Raw genomic sequence first — 17,301 nt, 5'->3', positions numbered from 1 at the left:
ACTGCTGTCCCGACACTCTGTCCCACCCACCCTACTCAGCCCCACCGCGCAGGCCTCCGGCCCACTCCGCCAGCAGCCCGAAGTGCGCCTCGCCGAGCCCGTGGCGGTGGTCCACCCACACCGTCAGCGCGGGCCCTGGATGGTGCGCCTCGATCCACTCGGCATCCCGCGGCTCCAGCTCGTCGTCCACCCAGGCGAACGGCCGCCCGGCGGCCCACTCGACCACCCGCCGGGTCTTCCAGTGCAGCCCGTCGGGATCGCCGCCGTGCGCGGACGGCCAGTCCACGTACGGGAGTTCGGGCAGGCCGAGGAGCGGGGAGATCCAGGCGTTGGCCTCCCCCCGCCAACTGGTGCACCAGACCGGCCGGTAGGGCAGCGCGAGCAGCGCGGGGCCGTGCGCCGGGTTCAGCCGCACCGTCCGGGGCAGCCGCGCGGAGAGCGGACGGACCGGGTGCGGGGCGTAGCCTCCCGGACAGTGGTCCGGGTCGGCGGTGTAGGGGCTGAGCGGGCCGTCCACGTCGAGGAGGAGCAGGGGGAGGTCCGCAGCGGGGTCGGCCTTCCGTTCGACGGTCACGCCGTGCATCGTGACCGGCGGGTCCGCGCGGGTCAAACGAGTTGATCAGCCGCGGCGGCCGGGGATCCACCGTACGGGTGAGGGAGCGTCACCCCTGACGGCGAAGTCGGGCCGGGAGGGCCGGACTTCGGGGGGACGGGGGTGCGGCGGGCGGGATGATCGGGGGCGACCGCGAACCGCTTTCCGAGAGGCTGCTCTGATGATCCGTAAGGCCGCGACCGCCGTGACCGCCGCCACCCTGGCCGCGCTGGCCTTCGCTCCCGCCACCGCCCAGGCCGTGCAGGAGGAGAACGGGCTGCAGGGTGCGCTGGACACCTCCTGCGAGGAGGTCGGCAAGCTGGGCACCCAGCAGGGGTTGGCGATGGCGGCCTTCCTCACCCCGGACCTGCCGGGCGGCCGCGTGCTGGGCAACTGCACCGCGCACGCGATCTCCGAGGGCGACGGCCAGCTGGCCTCGCTGCTGAACTCCACCCCGATCCGCTCGGTCGACCTGCGCTGACCCCCGCGAGGCCGCTACGCCGCCGTCCAGGCCCGGGCGGCGGCGATCCGGGCCGTGGTGGTGGGGTGGGTGGCGAAGAGCAGGACGACCCAGCGCGGCGGGTCCACGTCGGCGACGTTGGTGACCGCGAGGCGGCGCTGCATGGCGATGAACTGCGCCGGGTCGCCGGTGAGTTCGAGGGCGTGCCGGTCGGCCCGGGTCTCGATCCGGCGGCTGGCGGCGCACTGGGCGGGCCCGGCCAGAGCGGAGAGCAGTGCCCCGCAGGCGGCGAACAGGAAGAGCGAGCGCGGGTCGGCCGCCGAGTCGGCCCCGGCGGCCGTGAGCAGCGGCTGCCAGGAGGTCAGCAGGCCGAGCAGGACGACCGCGAGGGCTGCGCCGAGGGCGGCGAGGGTGGTGCCGGTGAGGACGTCCCGGTGCTTCACGTGGCCGAGCTCGTGCGCGACCACCAGCTCGGTCTCGCGCGGGTCGGCGGTGGCCAGCAGGGTGTCGTAGCAGACGATCCGCCGGGTGGCGCCGAAGCCGGAGACGTAGGCGTTGAGCGCGGTGGTGCGCCGGGAGGCGTCGGCGACCAGCACCTCGCGCACCCGGATGCCGTCCCGGCGCGCCAACTCCAGCAGCTCGGTGCGCAGTTCGCCCTCGGGCAGCGGGGTGAAGCGGTTGAACAGCGGCTCCACCAGCAGCGGGAAGAGGAAGGACAGCAGCACCACCAGCACGGCCGCCGCCCCGGCGGCGGGCAGCCACCAGCCGTCCGGGGAACGGTCGGTGAGGGCGTACAGACCGTACCCGAGCGGGAGGCCGAGCAGCAGGCTCAGCGCCAGGCCGCGCAGTTGGTCGACCGCCCAGCCGCCCCAGCCCTGGGTGACCAGCCCGTACCTGCGGCGGACCTCCCGCAGCCGCGCCCCGAACGGGAGCCCGGCGAGCTGGGAGAGCAGCACCAGTGCCGCGACCCCGGCCAGCACCTCGGCGGTGCGCGAGCCCCCGAACAGGCCCCCGGCCCAGGAGACCAGCCCGGCCCCGGCGGGGGTCAGGCCGAGCACGAGCGGGAGCAGCAGACCGACCGCGCGGGCTCCGAGCGCCCAGGGCAGTTGGGCCCGGCGCAGGGCCCGGCCGCGGGCGAGCTGGTCGGGGGTGAAGTCGTCCATGCCGGCAAGGATGGCAGGGATGGCGGGGAACGGCGGAGACCCGCTCTCCCCCCGGGGGTGAGCGGGTCTCCGTGACACTCGGTCAGCCGTGGTGCGGCGTCGGCCGGATCAGACCTGGCCGGCCTTCTCCAGGGCCTCGCAGCAGGTGTTGATCAGGAGGCGGGTCACGACGTACGGGTCGACGTTGGCGTTCGGGCGACGGTCCTCGATGTAGCCCTTCTGGTCCACCTCGACCTGCCACGGGATGCGCACCGAGGCACCGCGGTCGGAGACGCCGTAGGAGTAGACGTTCCACGGGGCGGTCTCGTGCTTGCCGGTCAGGCGGGACTGGATGTCGTCGCCGTACTGGTTGACGTGCTCCAGGACGATCTCCTGCGAGGCGCCGAGCGACTCGCAGGCGGTGATGATGGCGTCGTAGCCCTCACGCATCGCCTTGGTGGAGAAGTTGGTGTGGGCACCCGCACCGTTCCAGTCACCACGGGCCGGCTTGGCGTCCAGGGTGGCGTCGATGCCGAACTCCTCGGCGGTGCGGTAGAGCAGGTAGCGGGCGATCCACATGTCGTCCGAGACGGTCAGCGCGTCGACGGGGCCGATCTGGAACTCCCACTGGCCGGGCATGACCTCGGCGTTGATGCCGCAGATCGCCAGACCGGCGTCCAGGCAGCGGTCCAGGTGCAGCTCGACGATCTCGCGGCCGAAGACCTCCTCGGCGCCGACACCGCAGTAGTAGCCGCCCTGCGGGGCCGGGTAGCCGCCCTCCGGGAAGCCGAGCGGACGGGAGCCCTTGAAGAAGGTGTACTCCTGCTCGATGCCGAAGATCGACTCCTGCGAGGCGTACTTCTCGGCGACCTCGCGCAGCGCGGCGCGGGTGTTGGACTCGTGGGCGTCGCCGTTGGTCTCCAGCACCTCGCAGAGGACGAGGATGTTGTCACCGCCGCGGATCGGGTCCTTGACGACCTTCACCGGGTCGAGCACGCGGTCCGAGGCGTGGCCCTCGGCCTGGTTGGTCGAGGAACCGTCGAAGCCCCAGGTCGGGATCTTGTCGGCGTTCGGCAGGACGCGAGTCTTGGAACGGAGCTTCGCGGTCGGCTTGGTGCCGTCGATCCAGATGTACTCGGCCTTGATCGCCATTGCGGTGAACCTCACTGCTTGGGTGGTGGGTGCCCGCGTAGCGTCGCAAGCCGCCGTTTCCCGGTTGTTCCTCCGATGTAACGCCCATGTGAACCAACCGTCCGCAGCGGCACCGGCACGGTCCGACAGTGTCAGGTCCGGAATGTGGGCCGACGATTCCGTCAGACGGGCACATTCCGGGACCTCAGTGCCTGCGGGCGTGCGCCCGGCGGCGGCGGGTGAGGCGGAGCGCGACCGCGCCGACCAGCAGCAGGGTGCCGGCGACGGCCACCGTCGTGCCGGTGCCGCTGCTGCCGGTGGCGGCCAGCTGCTCGCCGGACCGGGTGGGGCTCTGGCTCGCCACGGCCGGGACGGCGCGGTTGGCCCTGCTCGGCTCGGCGGAGGGCGAGCCGCTCGGCGAGGCGCTCGCGGAGGGGCGCGGGGCGGGCTTCTCGCAGCTGACCGAGGCGACGGTGATCTTCCCGGTGACCTTGGCGACGTTCAGCTGGAGCGGGTTGAGGTCCAGCTCCACCTCCAGGGCGGAGGCCGCGGCGGTGCTGCTCGTGGTGGCGCGCTTGGAGAAGGTGACGTCCAGCTTGCCGACGCCGGGGACGTCCACCTTGGTCGGGCCCTCGACCTTGAGGGTGACCGGCTTGCCCAGCACCGTGATCCTGGCCGGGGAGTCCACCTTGGCGGTGGGCGGCCCGTCCACCGGGCAGGTCGCCTCGGCGGTGAGCGCCTCGACCGCGAGCAGCGGGGCCCCGACCAGGCCGGGCACCCCGAGGTCGGCCTTGGTCAGCTGCACCCGCGCGGAGGCGCCGCTCCCGTCGGCCTTGGTGGTCGAACGCCCCACCTCGGCACGGACCAGCTCGACCGGGCGGCCCTGGTCCACGCCCGCCACGGTGGCGGTCAGGGCGGTGCCGTCCTTGCTGGCCGGGGACTGCACCTTGTTCAGCGAGATGTTCACCGGCACGGCGGCCGTCCGGCCCAGCACGCTGACGTCGAGGTCGAGTTCGGCCGTGACGGCGTTGGCCTTGCCGGGGCTCGGCTCGGCGGCGTGTGCGGCGGGCACCGTCAGGAAAGCGACGAGGGCGGTGGCGGCGGCGGTACGGAGAACAGTGCTGGGCACGGGCATGACGAACGAGACCCCTGTGGAGTTGGCCGGACTGGATGAGCCGCCCAGTCTGGTCCGAACAGTCCGTCACATCAGTAACACTGTCGGTTAGTTCACTCGTTGGGGTTGTTTACCGAGAAGATGCCGCCTACGGGAGGCGCCAGTCGACCGGGGTGGCGCCCTGGTCGGCGAGCATCTGGTTGGCGCGGCTGAAGGGGCGGGAGCCGAAGAAGCCGCGGTCGGCGGACATCGGGCTGGGGTGGGCCGACTCCACCGCGGGGACGGTGCCGAGGAGGGGGCGGAGGTTGCGGGCGTCGCGGCCCCAGAGGATGGCGACCAGCGGGCCGCCGCGGGCGACCAGGGCGCGGATGGCCTGCTCGGTGACCTCCTCCCAGCCCTTGCCGCGGTGGGCGGCGGGCTTGCCCGGGGCGGTGGTGAGGGCGCGGTTGAGGAGGAGGACGCCCTGCTGGGTCCACGGCGTCAGGTCGCCGTTGGCGGGCGGCGGGAAGCCGAGGTCGCGGCCGTACTCCTGGTAGATGTTGACCAGGCTGCCCGGGATCGGCCGCACGTGCGGCGCCACCGAGAAGCTCAGCCCCACCGCGTGCCCCGGCGTGGGGTACGGGTCCTGACCGACGATCAGGACCCGGACGGCGTCGAAGGGCTGCTGGAAGGCCCGCAGCACGTCCGGCCCGGCCGGCAGGTACGTCCGCCCGGCGGCGAGCTCGCCGCGCAGGAAGCCCCCCATCTCGGCGACCTTGCCGGCCACCGGCTCCAGCGCCCTGGCCCAGCCAGGTTCGACGATCTCGTTCAGCGGACGTGCACCCATACGGCCCAGCCTATCCGTACGGGCGGACAGCGCTCAGCGCACGATCCGCCCCCGCAGCACCACCAGCTGAGGGTCCGCCAGCACCCGGACGTCCGCGCGCGGGTCCTCCGCGTAGACCACCAGATCCGCGGGGGCGCCCTCGTCCAGGCCGGGGCGGCCGAGCCACTCCCGGGCTCCCCAGGTGGTGGCGGAGAGCGCCTCGACGGCGGTCAGCCCGGCCTTGGTCAGCTCGGCCACCTCGTCGGCCACCAGCCCGTGCGCCAGCGAGCCGCCCGCGTCGGTGCCGACGTAGACCGGCACGCCCGCGTCGTGCGCGGCCGCCACGGTGTCGTAGCGGCGCTCGTGCAGCCGCCGCATGTGGGCCGACCAGGCGGGGAACTTGCTCTCGCCGCCGGCCGCGAGCTTGGGGAAGGTGGCGATGTTGACGAGGGTCGGCACGATGGCGACGCCGCGTTCGGCGAAGGCCGGGATCAACTCCTCGGTCAGGCCGGTGGCGTGCTCCACGCAGTCGATCCCGGCGGCCAGCAGGTCCGGCAGCGACTCGGCCGCGAAGCAGTGCGCGGTGACCCGCGCGCCCTCCTCGTGCGCCGCCGCGATCGCCTCCTTCAGCGCGTCCCCGGGCCAGCAGGCGGCCAGGTCGCCGCGGTCCCGGTCGATCCAGTCGCCGACCAGCTTGACCCAGCCGTCCCCGCGCCGGGCCTCGTCCCGGACGTAGGCGGCCAGGTCGCCTGGCTCGATCTCGTGGGCGTAGTTGCGGATGTAACGCCGCGTCCGGGCGATGTGGCGGCCGGCCCGGATGATCCTCGGCAGGTCCTCCCGGTCGTCGATCCACCGGGTGTCGGCGGCCGAGCCGGCGTCCCGGATCAGCAGGGTGCCGGCGTCCCGGTCGGTGACGGCCTGGCGTTCGCTGGTCGCGGCGTCCACCGCGCCGTGCGCGTCCAGTCCGACGTGGCAGTGCGCGTCCACCAGGCCGGGCAGCACCCAGCCGCGCACCGTGCGGGCCTCGGCGGCGGGCCGCCGGTACGTCACCCGGCCGTCCACCACCCAGAGTTCGTCCCGGACGTCCTGCGGACCGACCAGTACCCGACCCTTGACGTGCAGCACCGCACCATCGCTCATGGGCGCACTCTACCGACGGGGAAACCCACTGCCGAGGGGACGAACAGGGCAGACTGTCCACGAAGCGCTCCCGACGAAAGGCCGTTCCGTGAGTCCCGCCAGCCCCGTCAGCCCCGCGAGCCCGTTCCTCGACCTGCCGCAGCTCGGCGCGGCCCGGTTCGCCGCGATCGAGGACCGGGTCGCGGCCCTGCTGCACACCCGGGCCGACGTGATCGTCATGCAGGGCGAGGCGCTGCTGCCGCTGGAGGCGGCCATCCGCGGCGCGGTGCGGCCGGGCTCCACCGCGCTGAACGTGGTCACCGGCCCGTACGGGCAGACCTTCGGCGGGTGGCTGCGCAGCTGCGGCGCCGAGGTCGTGGACCTGGCGGTGCCGTTCACCGGCGCGGTGACGGCCGCTCAGGTGGCCGAGGCGCTGACGGCCCGTCCGGAGATCGACTTCGTCTCGCTGGTGCACGCCGAGGCGGCCACCGGGAACACCAACCCGGTCGCCGAGATCGCCGAGGTGGTCCGGGACCACGGCGCGCTGCTGATGCTGGACGCCGTCGCCTCGGTGGCGGCCGAGCCGCTGTACACCGATGCCTGGGGCGTGGACCTCTGCGTGATCGGCGGCCAGAAGGCGATGGGCGGCCCGGCCGGGGTGTCCGCCGTCTCGGTCAGCGACCGGGCCTGGGAGCGGATCACCGCCAACCCGGCCGCGCCGCGCCGTTCCTACCTCTCGCTGCTGGACTGGAAGGAGCGCTGGACGGACGCCGGGCGCTCCGTACTCCCGCACGCCCCGGCCCAGTTGGAGATGCTCGCGCTGGAGGCCTGCCTGGACCGGATCGAGGCCGACACCCTGGACGCGACCGTCGCCCGGCACCGCGCCGCCGCCGCGGCCCTGCGGGCCGGCGTCCGCACCCTCGGCTCGCTCTCCCCCTACGTCGTGGATGACGCCGCCGCGGCCCCGGTCGCCACCACCCTCCTCACCCCGTTCAGCCTGGACGCCACCACCCTGGCCGCCGCCCTCGCCGCCCGCTCCCTCCCGGTCCAGTCCGGCGGCGGAGCCCTCGCCACCACCATGCTCCGGGTCAACCACTACGGCCCGCACGCCTCCCTGGAGACGGTGCTCTCCGTCCTGACCGCCCTCGCCGAACACGCCCCGGGCGACGAGGGCTTCCTGACGGCCGCCGAGAAGGCCTGGGCCGAGGCGATCGGCGACTGAGGGCGAGCGGTCAGGGACACTGGGCAACATACATGGATGTATGATACTTCGATGTATGTTGCCCTAGCCCGAGGTGCCACGTGTCCTTCTACGGCCGCAAGACCGTCCTCCGGCAGCTGACCGAGCACCTGGACGGCATCCGCCGGAACGGCCAGGGCCGGATGCTCGCCGTCCGTGGCCGGCGCCAGGTGGGCAAGTCCCGCCTCTTCACCCGGTTCGTGGAGGAGTCCGGACTCCCGTACCTCTACTTCACCGCGGTGAAGAACGCCGACCCCGCCACCCAGCTCCAGGTCCTGACCGCCGACCTGGAGACCTCGCGGACCAGGCTCCCGAACGCCGAGGCCCTGTTCGCCACACCCCCGTCCTCCTGGAGCGACGCCCTGGGCCGGATCGGACTGGCCGCCGCGGACCAGCCGGTGATCGTCGTCCTCGACGAGTTCCCCTGGGCCGCCGCCACCGACCCGACCCTGGAGGGGACGCTCCAGAACGCCTGGGACCGCCGGCTCGAACGGACCCCGGTCATGCTGGTGCTGATCGGCTCCGACGTCACCATGATGGAGCGGCTGACCGAGCACGACCGCCCGCTGTTCGGCCGGGCGCGGGATCTGGTGATCAAGCCGTTCGACCCGGCGGAGTGCGCCGAGGCGATGGGCGCGGGCCACGGTCCGACCGAGGCGTTCGACGCCCACCTGGTGACCGGCGGCTACCCCCGGCTGCTGCTGGAGTGCGCACGGGCGGGCGGCGCCGGGGAGTTCGTCCGGCAGGAGCTGCGGGACGAGAACAGCAGCCTGGTGATCACCGGCCAACGGACCCTCGACGCCGAGTTCCCGGAAGGACCGCAGGCCCGCCGCGTGCTCTCCGCGATGGGCGGCCACGAGGTGGGCGTCGCCGCCTTCTCCCAGATCGTCGGCCGCCTGCCGGAGTCGGCCGGCACCGCAGCGCAGACCGCGACCACCAGGGCACTCACCCAACTCATCGACCAGAAGGGCGTGGTGGTCGCCGACACCCCGGTCGGCGCTCCGCCGAAGGGCCGGCTCAAGAGGTACCGGATCGACGACCCCTACCTGCGGTTCTGGTTCAGGTTCGTCGAGCAGCAGGTCGCACAGATCACCCGCGGGCGGGCCGACATCGCGATCGGCGCGTTCGAGCGCGACTGGGCCACCTGGCGGGGGAAAGCGATCGAGCCCCTCGTCCACGAGGCCGTGCGACGGCTCGCCCCCGAACTGCCGGGCTTCGACGGGTCGGAGGAGATCGGTAGCTGGTGGACGCGCGACAACGTCCACGAGTACGACCTCGCGGCCCGCTCGCCGTCCACCGGCCTGGTGACCGCCATCGGCTCGGTCAAGTGGCGGGAGCGGAAGCGCGTCAGCGCCGCCGAGCTGGGCCAGCTGGCCACCGCCCGGACGGTGGTCCCGGGGGCGGACGGGGCGCGGCTGGTCACCGTCTGTCCGGCCGGGCTCCGCTCCGGGGTCCGCCCCGATCTCCACCTGGGCGCGGCCGAGCTGCTGGCGGCCTGGCAGGCGTGAGGGACGGTTTTCGGACAGCGTGGCGGATTGCGCACGGGTAACAAGTGACTGCACCCGACCCGCGACCAGGGAAGATCTGCGGCGAACTGACGGTCTATCAGAATATTTTACGGCCGGAACAGGTCTGACACGTTCACGTCGAGCCTGCGTAGCCTCTGCTGCACGGCGGTCCCCTCCCCGCCACACCCCCACAGACCACAGGAGCAGCAGATGCGTCTTCCGGTCCGTTCCCTCTCCGCCGCCTCCAGCCGGGTGCTCGGCGTCGCCGCGCTGGCGGGCCTGCTGACGGCGGGCCAGTTCGTCGTACCGGGTTCGTTCGGGGTGCTGGCCGCGCCGGGTGCCGCCGCGTGCAGCTCCGACTCCGGCGACGCGGCCGCGCGGGTGGCCAAGGGCGCGCCCTCGCACACGGCCGAGCCGAACGCGGTCACCGACGCGCAGGCCAAGGCGATGAACGCCGACCTGGACGCCCGGGTGGCGCACCTGAAGTCGAGCGTCAACGGGCAGAACCTGCTGGCGGGCAGCGGTGCGCTGGCCGCCACCACCATCCCGGTGTACTTCCACGTGGTGCACGCCGGGACCACCGGCAAGCTGAGCGCGACGGCGATCAACAACCAGATCGCGGTGCTGAACGCGGCCTACGGCGGCCAGGGTTCGGGCAACACCGCCACGCCGTTCAAGTTCCAGCTGGTCGCCACCGACTACACCGACAACTCGAGCTGGTACAACGGGATCACCCCGGGCTCGTCCGCCGAGAAGTCGATGAAGACCTCGCTGCGCAAGGGCGGCGCCAACGCGCTCAACCTCTACACCGCCAAGCTGGGCCAGTCCCTGCTGGGCTGGGCGACGTTCCCGAGCTCCTACAACTCGAACCCCAAGGACGACGGCGTGGTGATGCTGGACGCCTCGCTGCCGGGCGGCTCGGCCACCAACTACAACGAGGGCGACACCGCGACCCACGAGGTCGGCCACTGGCTGGGGCTGTACCACACCTTCCAGGGCGGCTGCAACGGCCAGGGCGACCAGGTCAGCGACACGCCGGCCGAGGCCAGCGCCGCGTTCGAGTGCCCGACCGGCCGCGACTCCTGCGCGGGCAAGCCGGGCCTGGACCCGATCAAGAACTTCATGGACTACACCTACGACTCCTGCATGACCCAGTTCACCCCGGGCCAGGTGACCCGGATGACCAACGCCTGGGCCTCGTACCGCGCCTGACCGGACACCGGGAGCCCCCGACCGCGACCCGCGGCCGGGGGCTCCCGCGTGTCGGCCGCCGTTCGCGGGCCGGACAGCTGCCGGACGTCTGGATCTCACCCGGGCCACTGAGAGTTGTCTGTACAACTTGACCCGGAGGGTGAGATGGAAACGTCCCTGTACTGGCTCCGCGACAACTGCCCCTGTGCCGAGTGCCGCGATCCGCGCACCGGCCAGAAGCTGTTCCAGATCAACGACCTGCCCGAGGAGTTGACGATCCGCAGGGAGGTGGAGGAGGACGGCCGGCACACCGTCGAGTGGTCCGACGGGCACCTGTCGGCGTACCCGTCCGGCTTCACCGCCGAGGGCACCCCCGGCGACGACGGCCGCACCGAGCAGGGCCGCCCGCTCTGGACCGCCGCCGACTTCGCGGCCGGGCCGCCGGAGGCGGAGTGGTCCGCCTACCTGGCCGATCCCGCCGAGCGGGCCGCCGTGCTGGGAGCCGTGCGGCGGTTCGGCTTCGCGCTGCTGCGCGGGGTACCGCTGGTGGAGGGCCAGGTGCTGGCGGTGGCCCGCAGCTTCGGCCACGTCCGGGTGACCAACTACGGCGAGCTGTTCGACGTCCGGGTCGAGCCCGACCCGAACAACCTGGCCTTCACCAACGCGGCCATCGCCCCGCACACCGACAACCCCTACCGGGACCCGGTGCCCACCCTCCAGCTGCTGCACTGCCTGCGCAACGAGGCCGAGGGCGGCGACTCCGGCCTGGTGGACGGCTTCCGGGCCGCCGCCCTGCTGCGCGAGGAGCACCCGGAGGACTTCGCGGTGCTCACCCGCACCCCGGTGCCCTTCGTCTTCCGGGACCGGCGCACCGAGCTGCGCGCCGACCGGCCGCTGATCGAGACCGACGCGCTCGGCCGGATCCGCGAGGTGCGCTTCAACAACCGTTCGATCTCCACCCTGCGCGGGTTCTCCGTGCCGGAGCTGGACGCCTTCTACACCGCCTACCGCCGGTTCGCCGCGATCACCCTGCGGCCGGAGCTCCAACTGAAGTTCCGGCTCGGCCCCGGCGACTGCCTGGTCTTCGACAACACCCGCCTGCTGCACGCCCGGACGGCCTTCGAAGCGGACGGGGCCCGGCACCTCCAGGGCTGCTACGCCGACCTGGACTCCCTGGCCTCCACCCTGGCCCTGCTGCACCGTCAGGAGGAGGCCCTGGACCGGATCGCCGGGCTGTTCGCCGGCGAGGGCGCCGGGGAGTACCTCGGCGAGGAGGTCACCATGGCCGAGCACATGCTCCAGGCGGGCGCGCTGGCCGAGGCGGCCGGGGCGCCCGACCACCTGGTGGCCGCCGCCCTGCTGCACGACGTCGGCCACTTCGGCGGCACCGGGCTGGAGCTGATGGAGGGCCGGGACAACCGCCACAGCTCCTCCGGCGCCGACTGGCTGGCCCAGTGGTTCGGCCCGGAGGTGACCGAGCCGGTCCGGCTGCACGTGGCCGCCAAGCGCTACCTGTGCACCGCCGAGCCCGGCTACCGCGAACGCCTCTCCCCCGCCTCGGAGTTCACCCTCCGGGTGCAGGGCGGTCCGATGACCGAGGAGCAGGCGGCCGCGTTCGCCGCCCGGCCGGGCGCGGTGGACGCGGTGACGGTGCGGCGCTGGGACGAGCAGGCCAAGGAGGCCGGAGCCGAGGTGCCCGGATTCGACCACTACCGCCCGCTGCTGGCCCGGCTGATGGGCTGACGAGGTGACGGGCTGACGGGCTGACGGGCTGACGGAGAAACGCGCCGCGCCAGGGGCGCGGGGAACTGCGCGCGGCGGGAGGCGCCGACCCGGGTGCCGGGTACGGACAGCCACCCGCACGTGTGCCTCCGCTCCCGGCTGACGGACGGTCAGCCGCCGCCGGAGAGCAGCCGGCGGATCCGCTCGGCGGTGGCCGCGTCCCGGGCCGCCGTGAACGGCAGCGCGTTGCCGCCCGCCAGGCGGAACGGTTCGCCGCTCACGGTGGTCTGGGCGCCGCCGGCCTCGGTGACCAGCAGCAGGCCGGCCGCGTGGTCCCAGGCGTTCTCCCAGTCGTAGGCGGTCCCGTCGAACTCACCGCGGGCCAGTGCCAGGTACTCCAGCCCCGCCGAACCGGCGGAGGGCCGGATCCGCACCCCCGGCACCCGCAGGCCGAGCAGGGCCCGGCGCCGCTCCGGGGTGGTGTACTCGTGGTGCGAGGACGAGACCTCCAACTCGGCGCCGGGGACGGCGGATCCGGTGCTCAGCCGCTCCCCGTCCAGCCAGGCCCCGCCGCTGCGGACGGCGGTGGCGAACTGCTCCAGCGCCGGGGCGTGGGTCCAGGAGGCGAGGGTCTCGCCGCGGTGGGCGAGCGCCACCAGGGTGCAGAAGCCGGTCTTGCCGTGGACGAACGGGCGGGTGCCGTCCACCGGGTCGACGATCCAGACCGGGGCCTCGCCGGCCAGCGCGGCGTAGCGGGCGGGTTCGGCGTGCACGCCCTCCTCGCCGACCACCGCCGAGCCCGGCAGGATCGCGGTCAGGGCCCGGGTCAGGTACGCCTCGGCCTCCCGGTCGGCGGCGGTGACCAGGTCGTACGGGCCCTTCTTCTCGGACACCTCGCCGGGGGCCAGGTGGCGGAACCGGGGCATGATCTCGATGGCGGCGGCCTCCCGGACCGCCTCCTCGACACGGGGGAGCAGGGCGGTGAGAGTGCTGTCGTCGATCACCGGACCATCAGACCACACGGAGGGCGGCGAACGGACGCACTGCGGGCAACCATCCGAGGGCCACGCCGCGTGCGCGGGGCGGGAGGCCACCGCCCGGGAACCGCACGCACGGGGGTCGGTCGCACCTGCCGCGATCTGACCGGCGGGAGGTGGGTTGCCCGCGCAGTTCCTCGCGCCCCTGGGCGCTTGCCCTGCCGCGCCCACGCGGCGGAGCCGCACATGTCACAGCCTCGCGCCCCTGGGTCGCTGCCCTGCCGTCGCGCCTCGGTCGTTCTGCCTCAGTCGTTCTGCCGGGTGTGCCGCGAAAGTGCGGAGGAGGCCAGCGAGTTGTGGATGCTGAAGGCCACCGTGCCCGGCAGGTAGCGGTCCTGGGACCACTCGACCGGGGTGCCGGTCGGGTCGGTGGTGCGGCGCTTCTCGCGCAGCAGGGGGGAGCCGCGGCGGCAGCCGAGGAGCCGGGCGTCGTCGGCGTTGGCGGCCACCACGTCGATGGTGTGGTCGGCGTCGGTGAAGAGGATGCCGTGCTCGCGCAGCGGCTCGGTGTGGGAGACCACGTCCGGCGGGAGCTGGGCGACCAACTCGCCGACCCGGGGCGGGTAGACGGTGCGCTCGACCATCACCGGCGTGCCGGAGAGGGTGCGCAGACGGAGCGTCACGTACACCTCGGTACCGGGCTCCAGCCGGAGCTGCTCGCGCTCCGCCGCGTCGGCCGGCCGGCGGGTGAAGGACTCCAGCCGGCCGCCGGGCTCCTCGCCCATGGAGCGGGCCCAGTGGGTGAAGGAGAGGAGCTCGGAGAAGCTCTGCACCCGGGCGGTGCCGAGCACCACCCGGCGGGTGCCGCGGCGGGAGGTGACCAGGCCGTCCGCGCGCAGCACGGAGAGGGCCTGCCGGACGGTGCCGCGCGAGACGCCGTACTGCTCGGCCAGGGCACCCTCGGCGGGCAGCCGGCCGGAGTCGCCGTACGAGCCGGAGGTGATCGCCTCCCGCAGGTCGGCGGCCACCTTGCGGTAGAGCGAGCCGGCCGTGCTGTCCTGGTCGAGTGCCACGTGCCTCAAAGTCCTTCCCCGCGTTGGGCCCTGGACCGTTGGAGCACGCCAGGACGTAGCCGACTGTAGCCGCTGTGGATCACCCCGCAGCGGGCCGTGGTCACCGTTCCCGCATCCGCCCCCTGTACTGGGCCATCCGTTCACCTTCCCGTCACCGTACTCGGGCGTACTTACCCCGGCAGCCAAGTTGGCTGGCCAACTTGGCGCAGCGTCAGCTACGCCCCCTCCTTCGCTCGTGAACTCCCCTTCCTCAGGAGATCCACCCGTGATCGTGCACCGCTCCCGTGCCGCCGCCCTCGCGGCCGTGCTCACCGCCGCCGCGCTCTCCCTGACCGCCTGCGGCTCGGCCGGCTCGACCGCCAAGTCCGGTGACACCGCTGCCAAGGGCGGCGCCACCAAGGAGGCCAAGGACGCCACCTCGGCCGCCGACTTCGGCGGCATGGACGCCCTCGTCGCCGCCGCCAAGAAGGAGGGGAAGCTGCACGTCATCACGCTCCCCCGCGACTGGGCGAACTACGGCAAGATCCTCGACGGTTTCAAGGCCAAGTACGGCATCGAGATCGAGGAGGAGAACCCGGACGGCTCCAGCCAGGACGAGATCAACGCGATCAACTCCCGCAAGGGCCAGGACCGTGCCCCCGACGTGGTCGACCTGGGCAGCGCCTTCGCGCTCCAGGCGGTCAAGGACGGCCTGCTCGCCCCCTACAAGGTCGCCACCTTCGACAAGGTGCCGGACAGCATGAAGGACGCCACCGGCGCCCGGGTGAACGACTACGGCGGCTACATCTCGATCGGCTGCGACGCCAAGAAGATCCCGACCTGCCCGAAGACCTTCGCCGACCTGCTCAAGCCGGAGTACAAGGGCAAGGTCGCCCTCAACGGCAACCCGACCAAGTCCGGCTCGGCCTTCGGTGGCGTCTACGCCGCCGCGCTGGCCAACGGCGGTTCGCTGGACAACATCCAGCCCGGCATCGACTTCTTCGGCAAGCTGAAGCAGTCCGGCAACTTCAACCCGGTCGAGTCGACCCCGGCCACCATCGAGAAGGGCGAGACCCCGATCTCGATCGACTGGTCGTACCTGAACGCCGGTTACACCGACAAGTTCAAGCCGAAGGGCATCGACTGGCAGGTCGCCATCCCGGTCGACGGCTCCTACGCCCAGTACTACAACCAGGCCGTCAACAAGTGGGCGCCGCACCCGGCCGCCGCGCGCCTGTGGCAGGAGTACCTGTTCAGCGCCGAGGGCCAGAACCTCTTCATGGGCGGCTACGCCACCCCCTCCACCTTCGAGGCCATGAAGAAGGACGGCTCGCTCGACGCCACCGCCGCTGCCAAGCTGCCGACCGTCGAGAAGCCCTTCACCACCTTCCCGACCCAGGACCAGATCACGGCGGCCAAGAAGGTCATCACCGAGAACTGGACCAAGGCGATCGCGGGCTGATCACCGAGATGACTACGGCTCCCACCCCGGTGCCGACCCCCGCCGCCACCGAGAACGGTGGCGGCGCGGGGGTCCTCACCGCCACAACCCCCGCCCCCCGCAAGCGCGTTGCCGGCCTCCGCCGGTTCGGCGGCAGCTGGCTGGCCACCGTGCCGCTGCTGCTGTTCTTCCTGGTCGCCTTCGGCCTGCCGGCCGTGGCGATCGTCAGCGGTGCCTTCACCGCCTCCAGCGACGCCGAGTCCGGTGCCGGTGCGTTCACCACCACCAACCTCACCGACTCGGTGCAGGGCGCCTACTGGACCGCCCTGCTGAGCAGCCTCAAGCTCTCGGCGCTGACCGCCCTGCTGGGCACCCTGATCGGCCTGCCGATCGCCCAGGCGGTCGTCACCTCGCGGTTCCGCGCGCTGCGCGAGGCGGTGCTCACCGCCTCCGGCGTGCTGGCCAACTTCGGCGGCCTGCCGCTGGCCTTCGCCTTCGTCGCCACCCTCGGCAACGCCGGTGAGATCACCAGGCTGTTCAACCTGACCGACCACGGCTGGACGCTCTACTCGTTCACCGGCCTGACCATCGTGTACCTGTACTTCCTGGTGCCGCTGATGGTGCTCACCATCACCCCGGCGCTGGACGGCCTGCGGGTGCAGTGGCGGGAGGCCGCGCAGAACAACCGCGCCACCGCCCTGCAGTACTGGCGGCACGTCGCGCTGCCGATCCTGCTTCCCTCTCTGCTCGGCGGTTTCGTGCTGCTCTTCGGCAGCGCCTTCGCCGCGTACGCCACCGCCGCCGCGATGGTCGGCGCCACCGTGCCGCTGATCAGCCGTTCGATCGCCGACGCGCTCTCCGGCAACGTGCTGGTCGGCCAGGGCAACCTGGCGCTCGCGCTCAGCCTGGACATGATCCTGGTCGCCGTCCTGGTGATGGCCGTCTACCTGCCCCTCCAGCGCCGGAGTGCAAAGTGGCTCAGCTGATCTCTCGTCTCCGGGTCTGGCGCGGGCTGGTCCTGCTGGTCGCCGGGATCTACTTCCTGGTGCCGATGGCCGCCTCGCTCTGGTTCTCCATCGACACCAACGAGGGCATCGACTTCGCCGCCTACACCGGCCTGTTGAGCGCCCCCGGCTTCACCGAGAGCCTGGTGCTCACGCTGGAGCTGGCCGCCGTCACGGTGGTGCTGCTGCTGGTCCTGCTGGTGCCCGCGCTGATCGCCGTCCGGCTCGGCTCGCCCCGGCTCCGGCCGGTGCTCGAAGTGGTCTGCACCCTCCCGCTGGTGGTGCCGCCGGTCGCGCTGACCGCCGGTCTGATCGGCGTGCTGCGCTGGGGTCCCGACTACCTGATGGACACGCCGTTCTTCCAGACCTTCGTGTTCGTCCAGGACCCGAAGTTCCCGCTGGTGCTGGTCATCGCCTACGTGCTGATGTCGCTGCCGCTGGCGTACCGGGCGCTGGACGCCGGCCTGCGCGCGGTGGACGTGCGCACCCTGGTCGAGGCCGCCCGCAACTGCGGCGCCAGCTGGCCGCGCGCCGTGGTCACGGTCGTGCTGCCGAACCTGCGCGGGGCGCTGCTGAACGCCTCCTTCCTCACCCTGGCCCTGGTCCTGGGCGAGTTCACCGCCTCCTCGATCCTCGGCTACCAGCCCTTCGCGGTGTGGATCTACACCGTCGGCAACAGCGAGGGCCAGATGTCGGTCGCGGTCTCGATCCTGAGCCTGCTGATCACCTGGGTCCTGCTGCTCCTGCTCGCCTCCGCGGGCCGCGAGCGCCGGGCCAAGACCGCCGCCGCCTCCTGACACCAC

General features: G+C 72.8%; 16 protein-coding genes. 8 read left to right on the top strand and 8 right to left on the bottom strand.

Annotated elements, in window-relative coordinates; genetic code table 11:
* Nucleotides 1–31 precede the first annotated feature (31 nt).
* Nucleotides 32–574 carry a hypothetical protein gene (locus ACWCYY_RS17505; RefSeq protein WP_449796522.1) on the bottom strand — a complete coding sequence of 181 codons (543 nt, stop codon included), beginning with the start codon at nucleotides 572–574 and terminating at the stop codon, nucleotides 32–34.
* A 199-nt stretch (nucleotides 575–773) separates the two neighbouring features.
* Here ACWCYY_RS17505 and ACWCYY_RS17500 point away from each other — a divergent pair, with 199 nt between their 5' ends.
* Nucleotides 774–1,073, top strand: a complete 300-nt coding sequence (locus ACWCYY_RS17500) for a hypothetical protein (protein WP_345281223.1) — start codon at nucleotides 774–776, stop codon at nucleotides 1,071–1,073.
* A 14-nt stretch (nucleotides 1,074–1,087) separates the two neighbouring features.
* Here ACWCYY_RS17500 and ACWCYY_RS17495 read toward each other — a convergent pair whose 3' ends face one another.
* From ACWCYY_RS17495 to ACWCYY_RS17475, 5 genes are all read right to left on the bottom strand, one after another.
* Nucleotides 1,088–2,215 (bottom strand): M48 family metalloprotease, encoded by a 1,128-nt coding sequence (locus ACWCYY_RS17495; RefSeq protein ID WP_449796521.1) that lies wholly within the window; start codon nucleotides 2,213–2,215, stop codon nucleotides 1,088–1,090.
* Nucleotides 2,216–2,323: 108 nt separating this feature from the next.
* The gene (gene glnII / locus ACWCYY_RS17490; protein WP_345281242.1) at nucleotides 2,324–3,346 is read right to left on the bottom strand and encodes a glutamine synthetase GlnII; all 1,023 of its coding nucleotides are present in this window, start codon (nucleotides 3,344–3,346) and stop codon (nucleotides 2,324–2,326) included.
* A gap of 184 nt (nucleotides 3,347–3,530) precedes the next feature.
* The gene (locus ACWCYY_RS17485) at nucleotides 3,531–4,454 is read right to left on the bottom strand and encodes an SCO1860 family LAETG-anchored protein (RefSeq protein ID WP_345281220.1); all 924 of its coding nucleotides are present in this window, start codon (nucleotides 4,452–4,454) and stop codon (nucleotides 3,531–3,533) included.
* A gap of 133 nt (nucleotides 4,455–4,587) precedes the next feature.
* Nucleotides 4,588–5,265 carry a uracil-DNA glycosylase gene (locus ACWCYY_RS17480; RefSeq protein WP_345281219.1) on the bottom strand — a complete coding sequence of 226 codons (678 nt, stop codon included), beginning with the start codon at nucleotides 5,263–5,265 and terminating at the stop codon, nucleotides 4,588–4,590.
* Nucleotides 5,266–5,298: 33 nt separating this feature from the next.
* A complete protein-coding gene (locus ACWCYY_RS17475) occupies nucleotides 5,299–6,384 on the bottom strand; it encodes an amidohydrolase family protein (protein ID WP_345281217.1) in 1,086 nt (361 codons plus the stop codon).
* Nucleotides 6,385–6,472: 88 nt separating this feature from the next.
* On the opposite strand from ACWCYY_RS17475, the gene ACWCYY_RS17470 reads away from it, so the two are divergent.
* The 4 genes from ACWCYY_RS17470 (at nucleotide 6,473) to tmpA (ending at nucleotide 12,045) form a co-directional block, all read left to right on the top strand.
* A complete protein-coding gene (locus ACWCYY_RS17470; RefSeq protein ID WP_449796520.1) occupies nucleotides 6,473–7,585 on the top strand; it encodes a pyridoxal-phosphate-dependent aminotransferase family protein in 1,113 nt (370 codons plus the stop codon).
* An 80-nt stretch (nucleotides 7,586–7,665) separates the two neighbouring features.
* The gene (locus ACWCYY_RS17465; RefSeq protein WP_449796519.1) at nucleotides 7,666–9,111 is read left to right on the top strand and encodes an ATP-binding protein; all 1,446 of its coding nucleotides are present in this window, start codon (nucleotides 7,666–7,668) and stop codon (nucleotides 9,109–9,111) included.
* 210 nt (nucleotides 9,112–9,321) lie between these two features.
* Complete coding sequence (locus ACWCYY_RS17460; protein WP_449796518.1) at nucleotides 9,322–10,323, top strand: zinc metalloprotease; 1,002 nt, start codon at nucleotides 9,322–9,324, stop codon at nucleotides 10,321–10,323.
* A gap of 114 nt (nucleotides 10,324–10,437) precedes the next feature.
* Entirely contained in the window at nucleotides 10,438–12,045 is a 1,608-nt protein-coding gene (gene tmpA / locus ACWCYY_RS17455; protein ID WP_449796517.1) for a 2-trimethylaminoethylphosphonate dioxygenase, read from the top strand.
* A 149-nt stretch (nucleotides 12,046–12,194) separates the two neighbouring features.
* On the opposite strand, the gene ACWCYY_RS17450 is transcribed toward tmpA, so the two are convergent.
* Together ACWCYY_RS17450 and ACWCYY_RS17445 are read right to left on the bottom strand one after the other, a co-directional pair.
* Complete coding sequence (locus ACWCYY_RS17450; RefSeq protein ID WP_449796516.1) at nucleotides 12,195–13,028, bottom strand: inositol monophosphatase family protein; 834 nt, start codon at nucleotides 13,026–13,028, stop codon at nucleotides 12,195–12,197.
* Nucleotides 13,029–13,306: 278 nt separating this feature from the next.
* Nucleotides 13,307–14,074 (bottom strand): GntR family transcriptional regulator, encoded by a 768-nt coding sequence (locus tag ACWCYY_RS17445; protein WP_345281205.1) that lies wholly within the window; start codon nucleotides 14,072–14,074, stop codon nucleotides 13,307–13,309.
* 265 nt (nucleotides 14,075–14,339) lie between these two features.
* Here ACWCYY_RS17445 and ACWCYY_RS17440 point away from each other — a divergent pair, with 265 nt between their 5' ends.
* The 3 genes from ACWCYY_RS17440 to ACWCYY_RS17430 are packed head-to-tail and all read left to right on the top strand — an operon-like array spanning nucleotide 14,340 to nucleotide 17,295.
* A complete protein-coding gene (locus ACWCYY_RS17440) occupies nucleotides 14,340–15,515 on the top strand; it encodes an ABC transporter substrate-binding protein (protein ID WP_345281203.1) in 1,176 nt (391 codons plus the stop codon).
* 8 nt (nucleotides 15,516–15,523) lie between these two features.
* A complete protein-coding gene (locus ACWCYY_RS17435) occupies nucleotides 15,524–16,480 on the top strand; it encodes an ABC transporter permease (protein ID WP_449796515.1) in 957 nt (318 codons plus the stop codon).
* Nucleotides 16,480–17,295, top strand: coding sequence for an ABC transporter permease (locus tag ACWCYY_RS17430; RefSeq protein ID WP_345281240.1), 816 nt, complete (start codon nucleotides 16,480–16,482; stop codon nucleotides 17,293–17,295). The genes ACWCYY_RS17435 and ACWCYY_RS17430 overlap by 1 nt, the downstream gene beginning before the upstream one ends.
* Nucleotides 17,296–17,301: the final 6 nt, after the last annotated feature.

The sequence above is a fragment of the Kitasatospora sp. NPDC001664 genome (assembly GCF_053596675.1).
The sequence above is the reverse complement of the archived record's forward strand: the minus strand, read 5'-3'. Positions and strand labels throughout refer to the sequence as shown.

What these genes read in the sequence shown, in the direction of transcription:
- glnII (WP_345281242.1), bottom strand. Translation starts at nt 3,346, where the DNA reads ATGGCGATCAAGGCCGAGTACATCTGGATCGACGGCACCAAGCCGACC.
- ACWCYY_RS17475 (WP_345281217.1), bottom strand. Translation starts at nt 6,384, where the DNA reads ATGAGCGATGGTGCGGTGCTGCACGTCAAGGGTCGGGTACTGGTCGGT.
- ACWCYY_RS17460 (WP_449796518.1), top strand. Translation starts at nt 9,322, where the DNA reads ATGCGTCTTCCGGTCCGTTCCCTCTCCGCCGCCTCCAGCCGGGTGCTC.
- ACWCYY_RS17500 (WP_345281223.1), top strand. Translation starts at nt 774, where the DNA reads ATGATCCGTAAGGCCGCGACCGCCGTGACCGCCGCCACCCTGGCCGCG.
- ACWCYY_RS17435 (WP_449796515.1), top strand. Translation starts at nt 15,524, where the DNA reads ATGACTACGGCTCCCACCCCGGTGCCGACCCCCGCCGCCACCGAGAAC.
- ACWCYY_RS17480 (WP_345281219.1), bottom strand. Translation starts at nt 5,265, where the DNA reads ATGGGTGCACGTCCGCTGAACGAGATCGTCGAACCTGGCTGGGCCAGG.
- ACWCYY_RS17495 (WP_449796521.1), bottom strand. Translation starts at nt 2,215, where the DNA reads ATGGACGACTTCACCCCCGACCAGCTCGCCCGCGGCCGGGCCCTGCGC.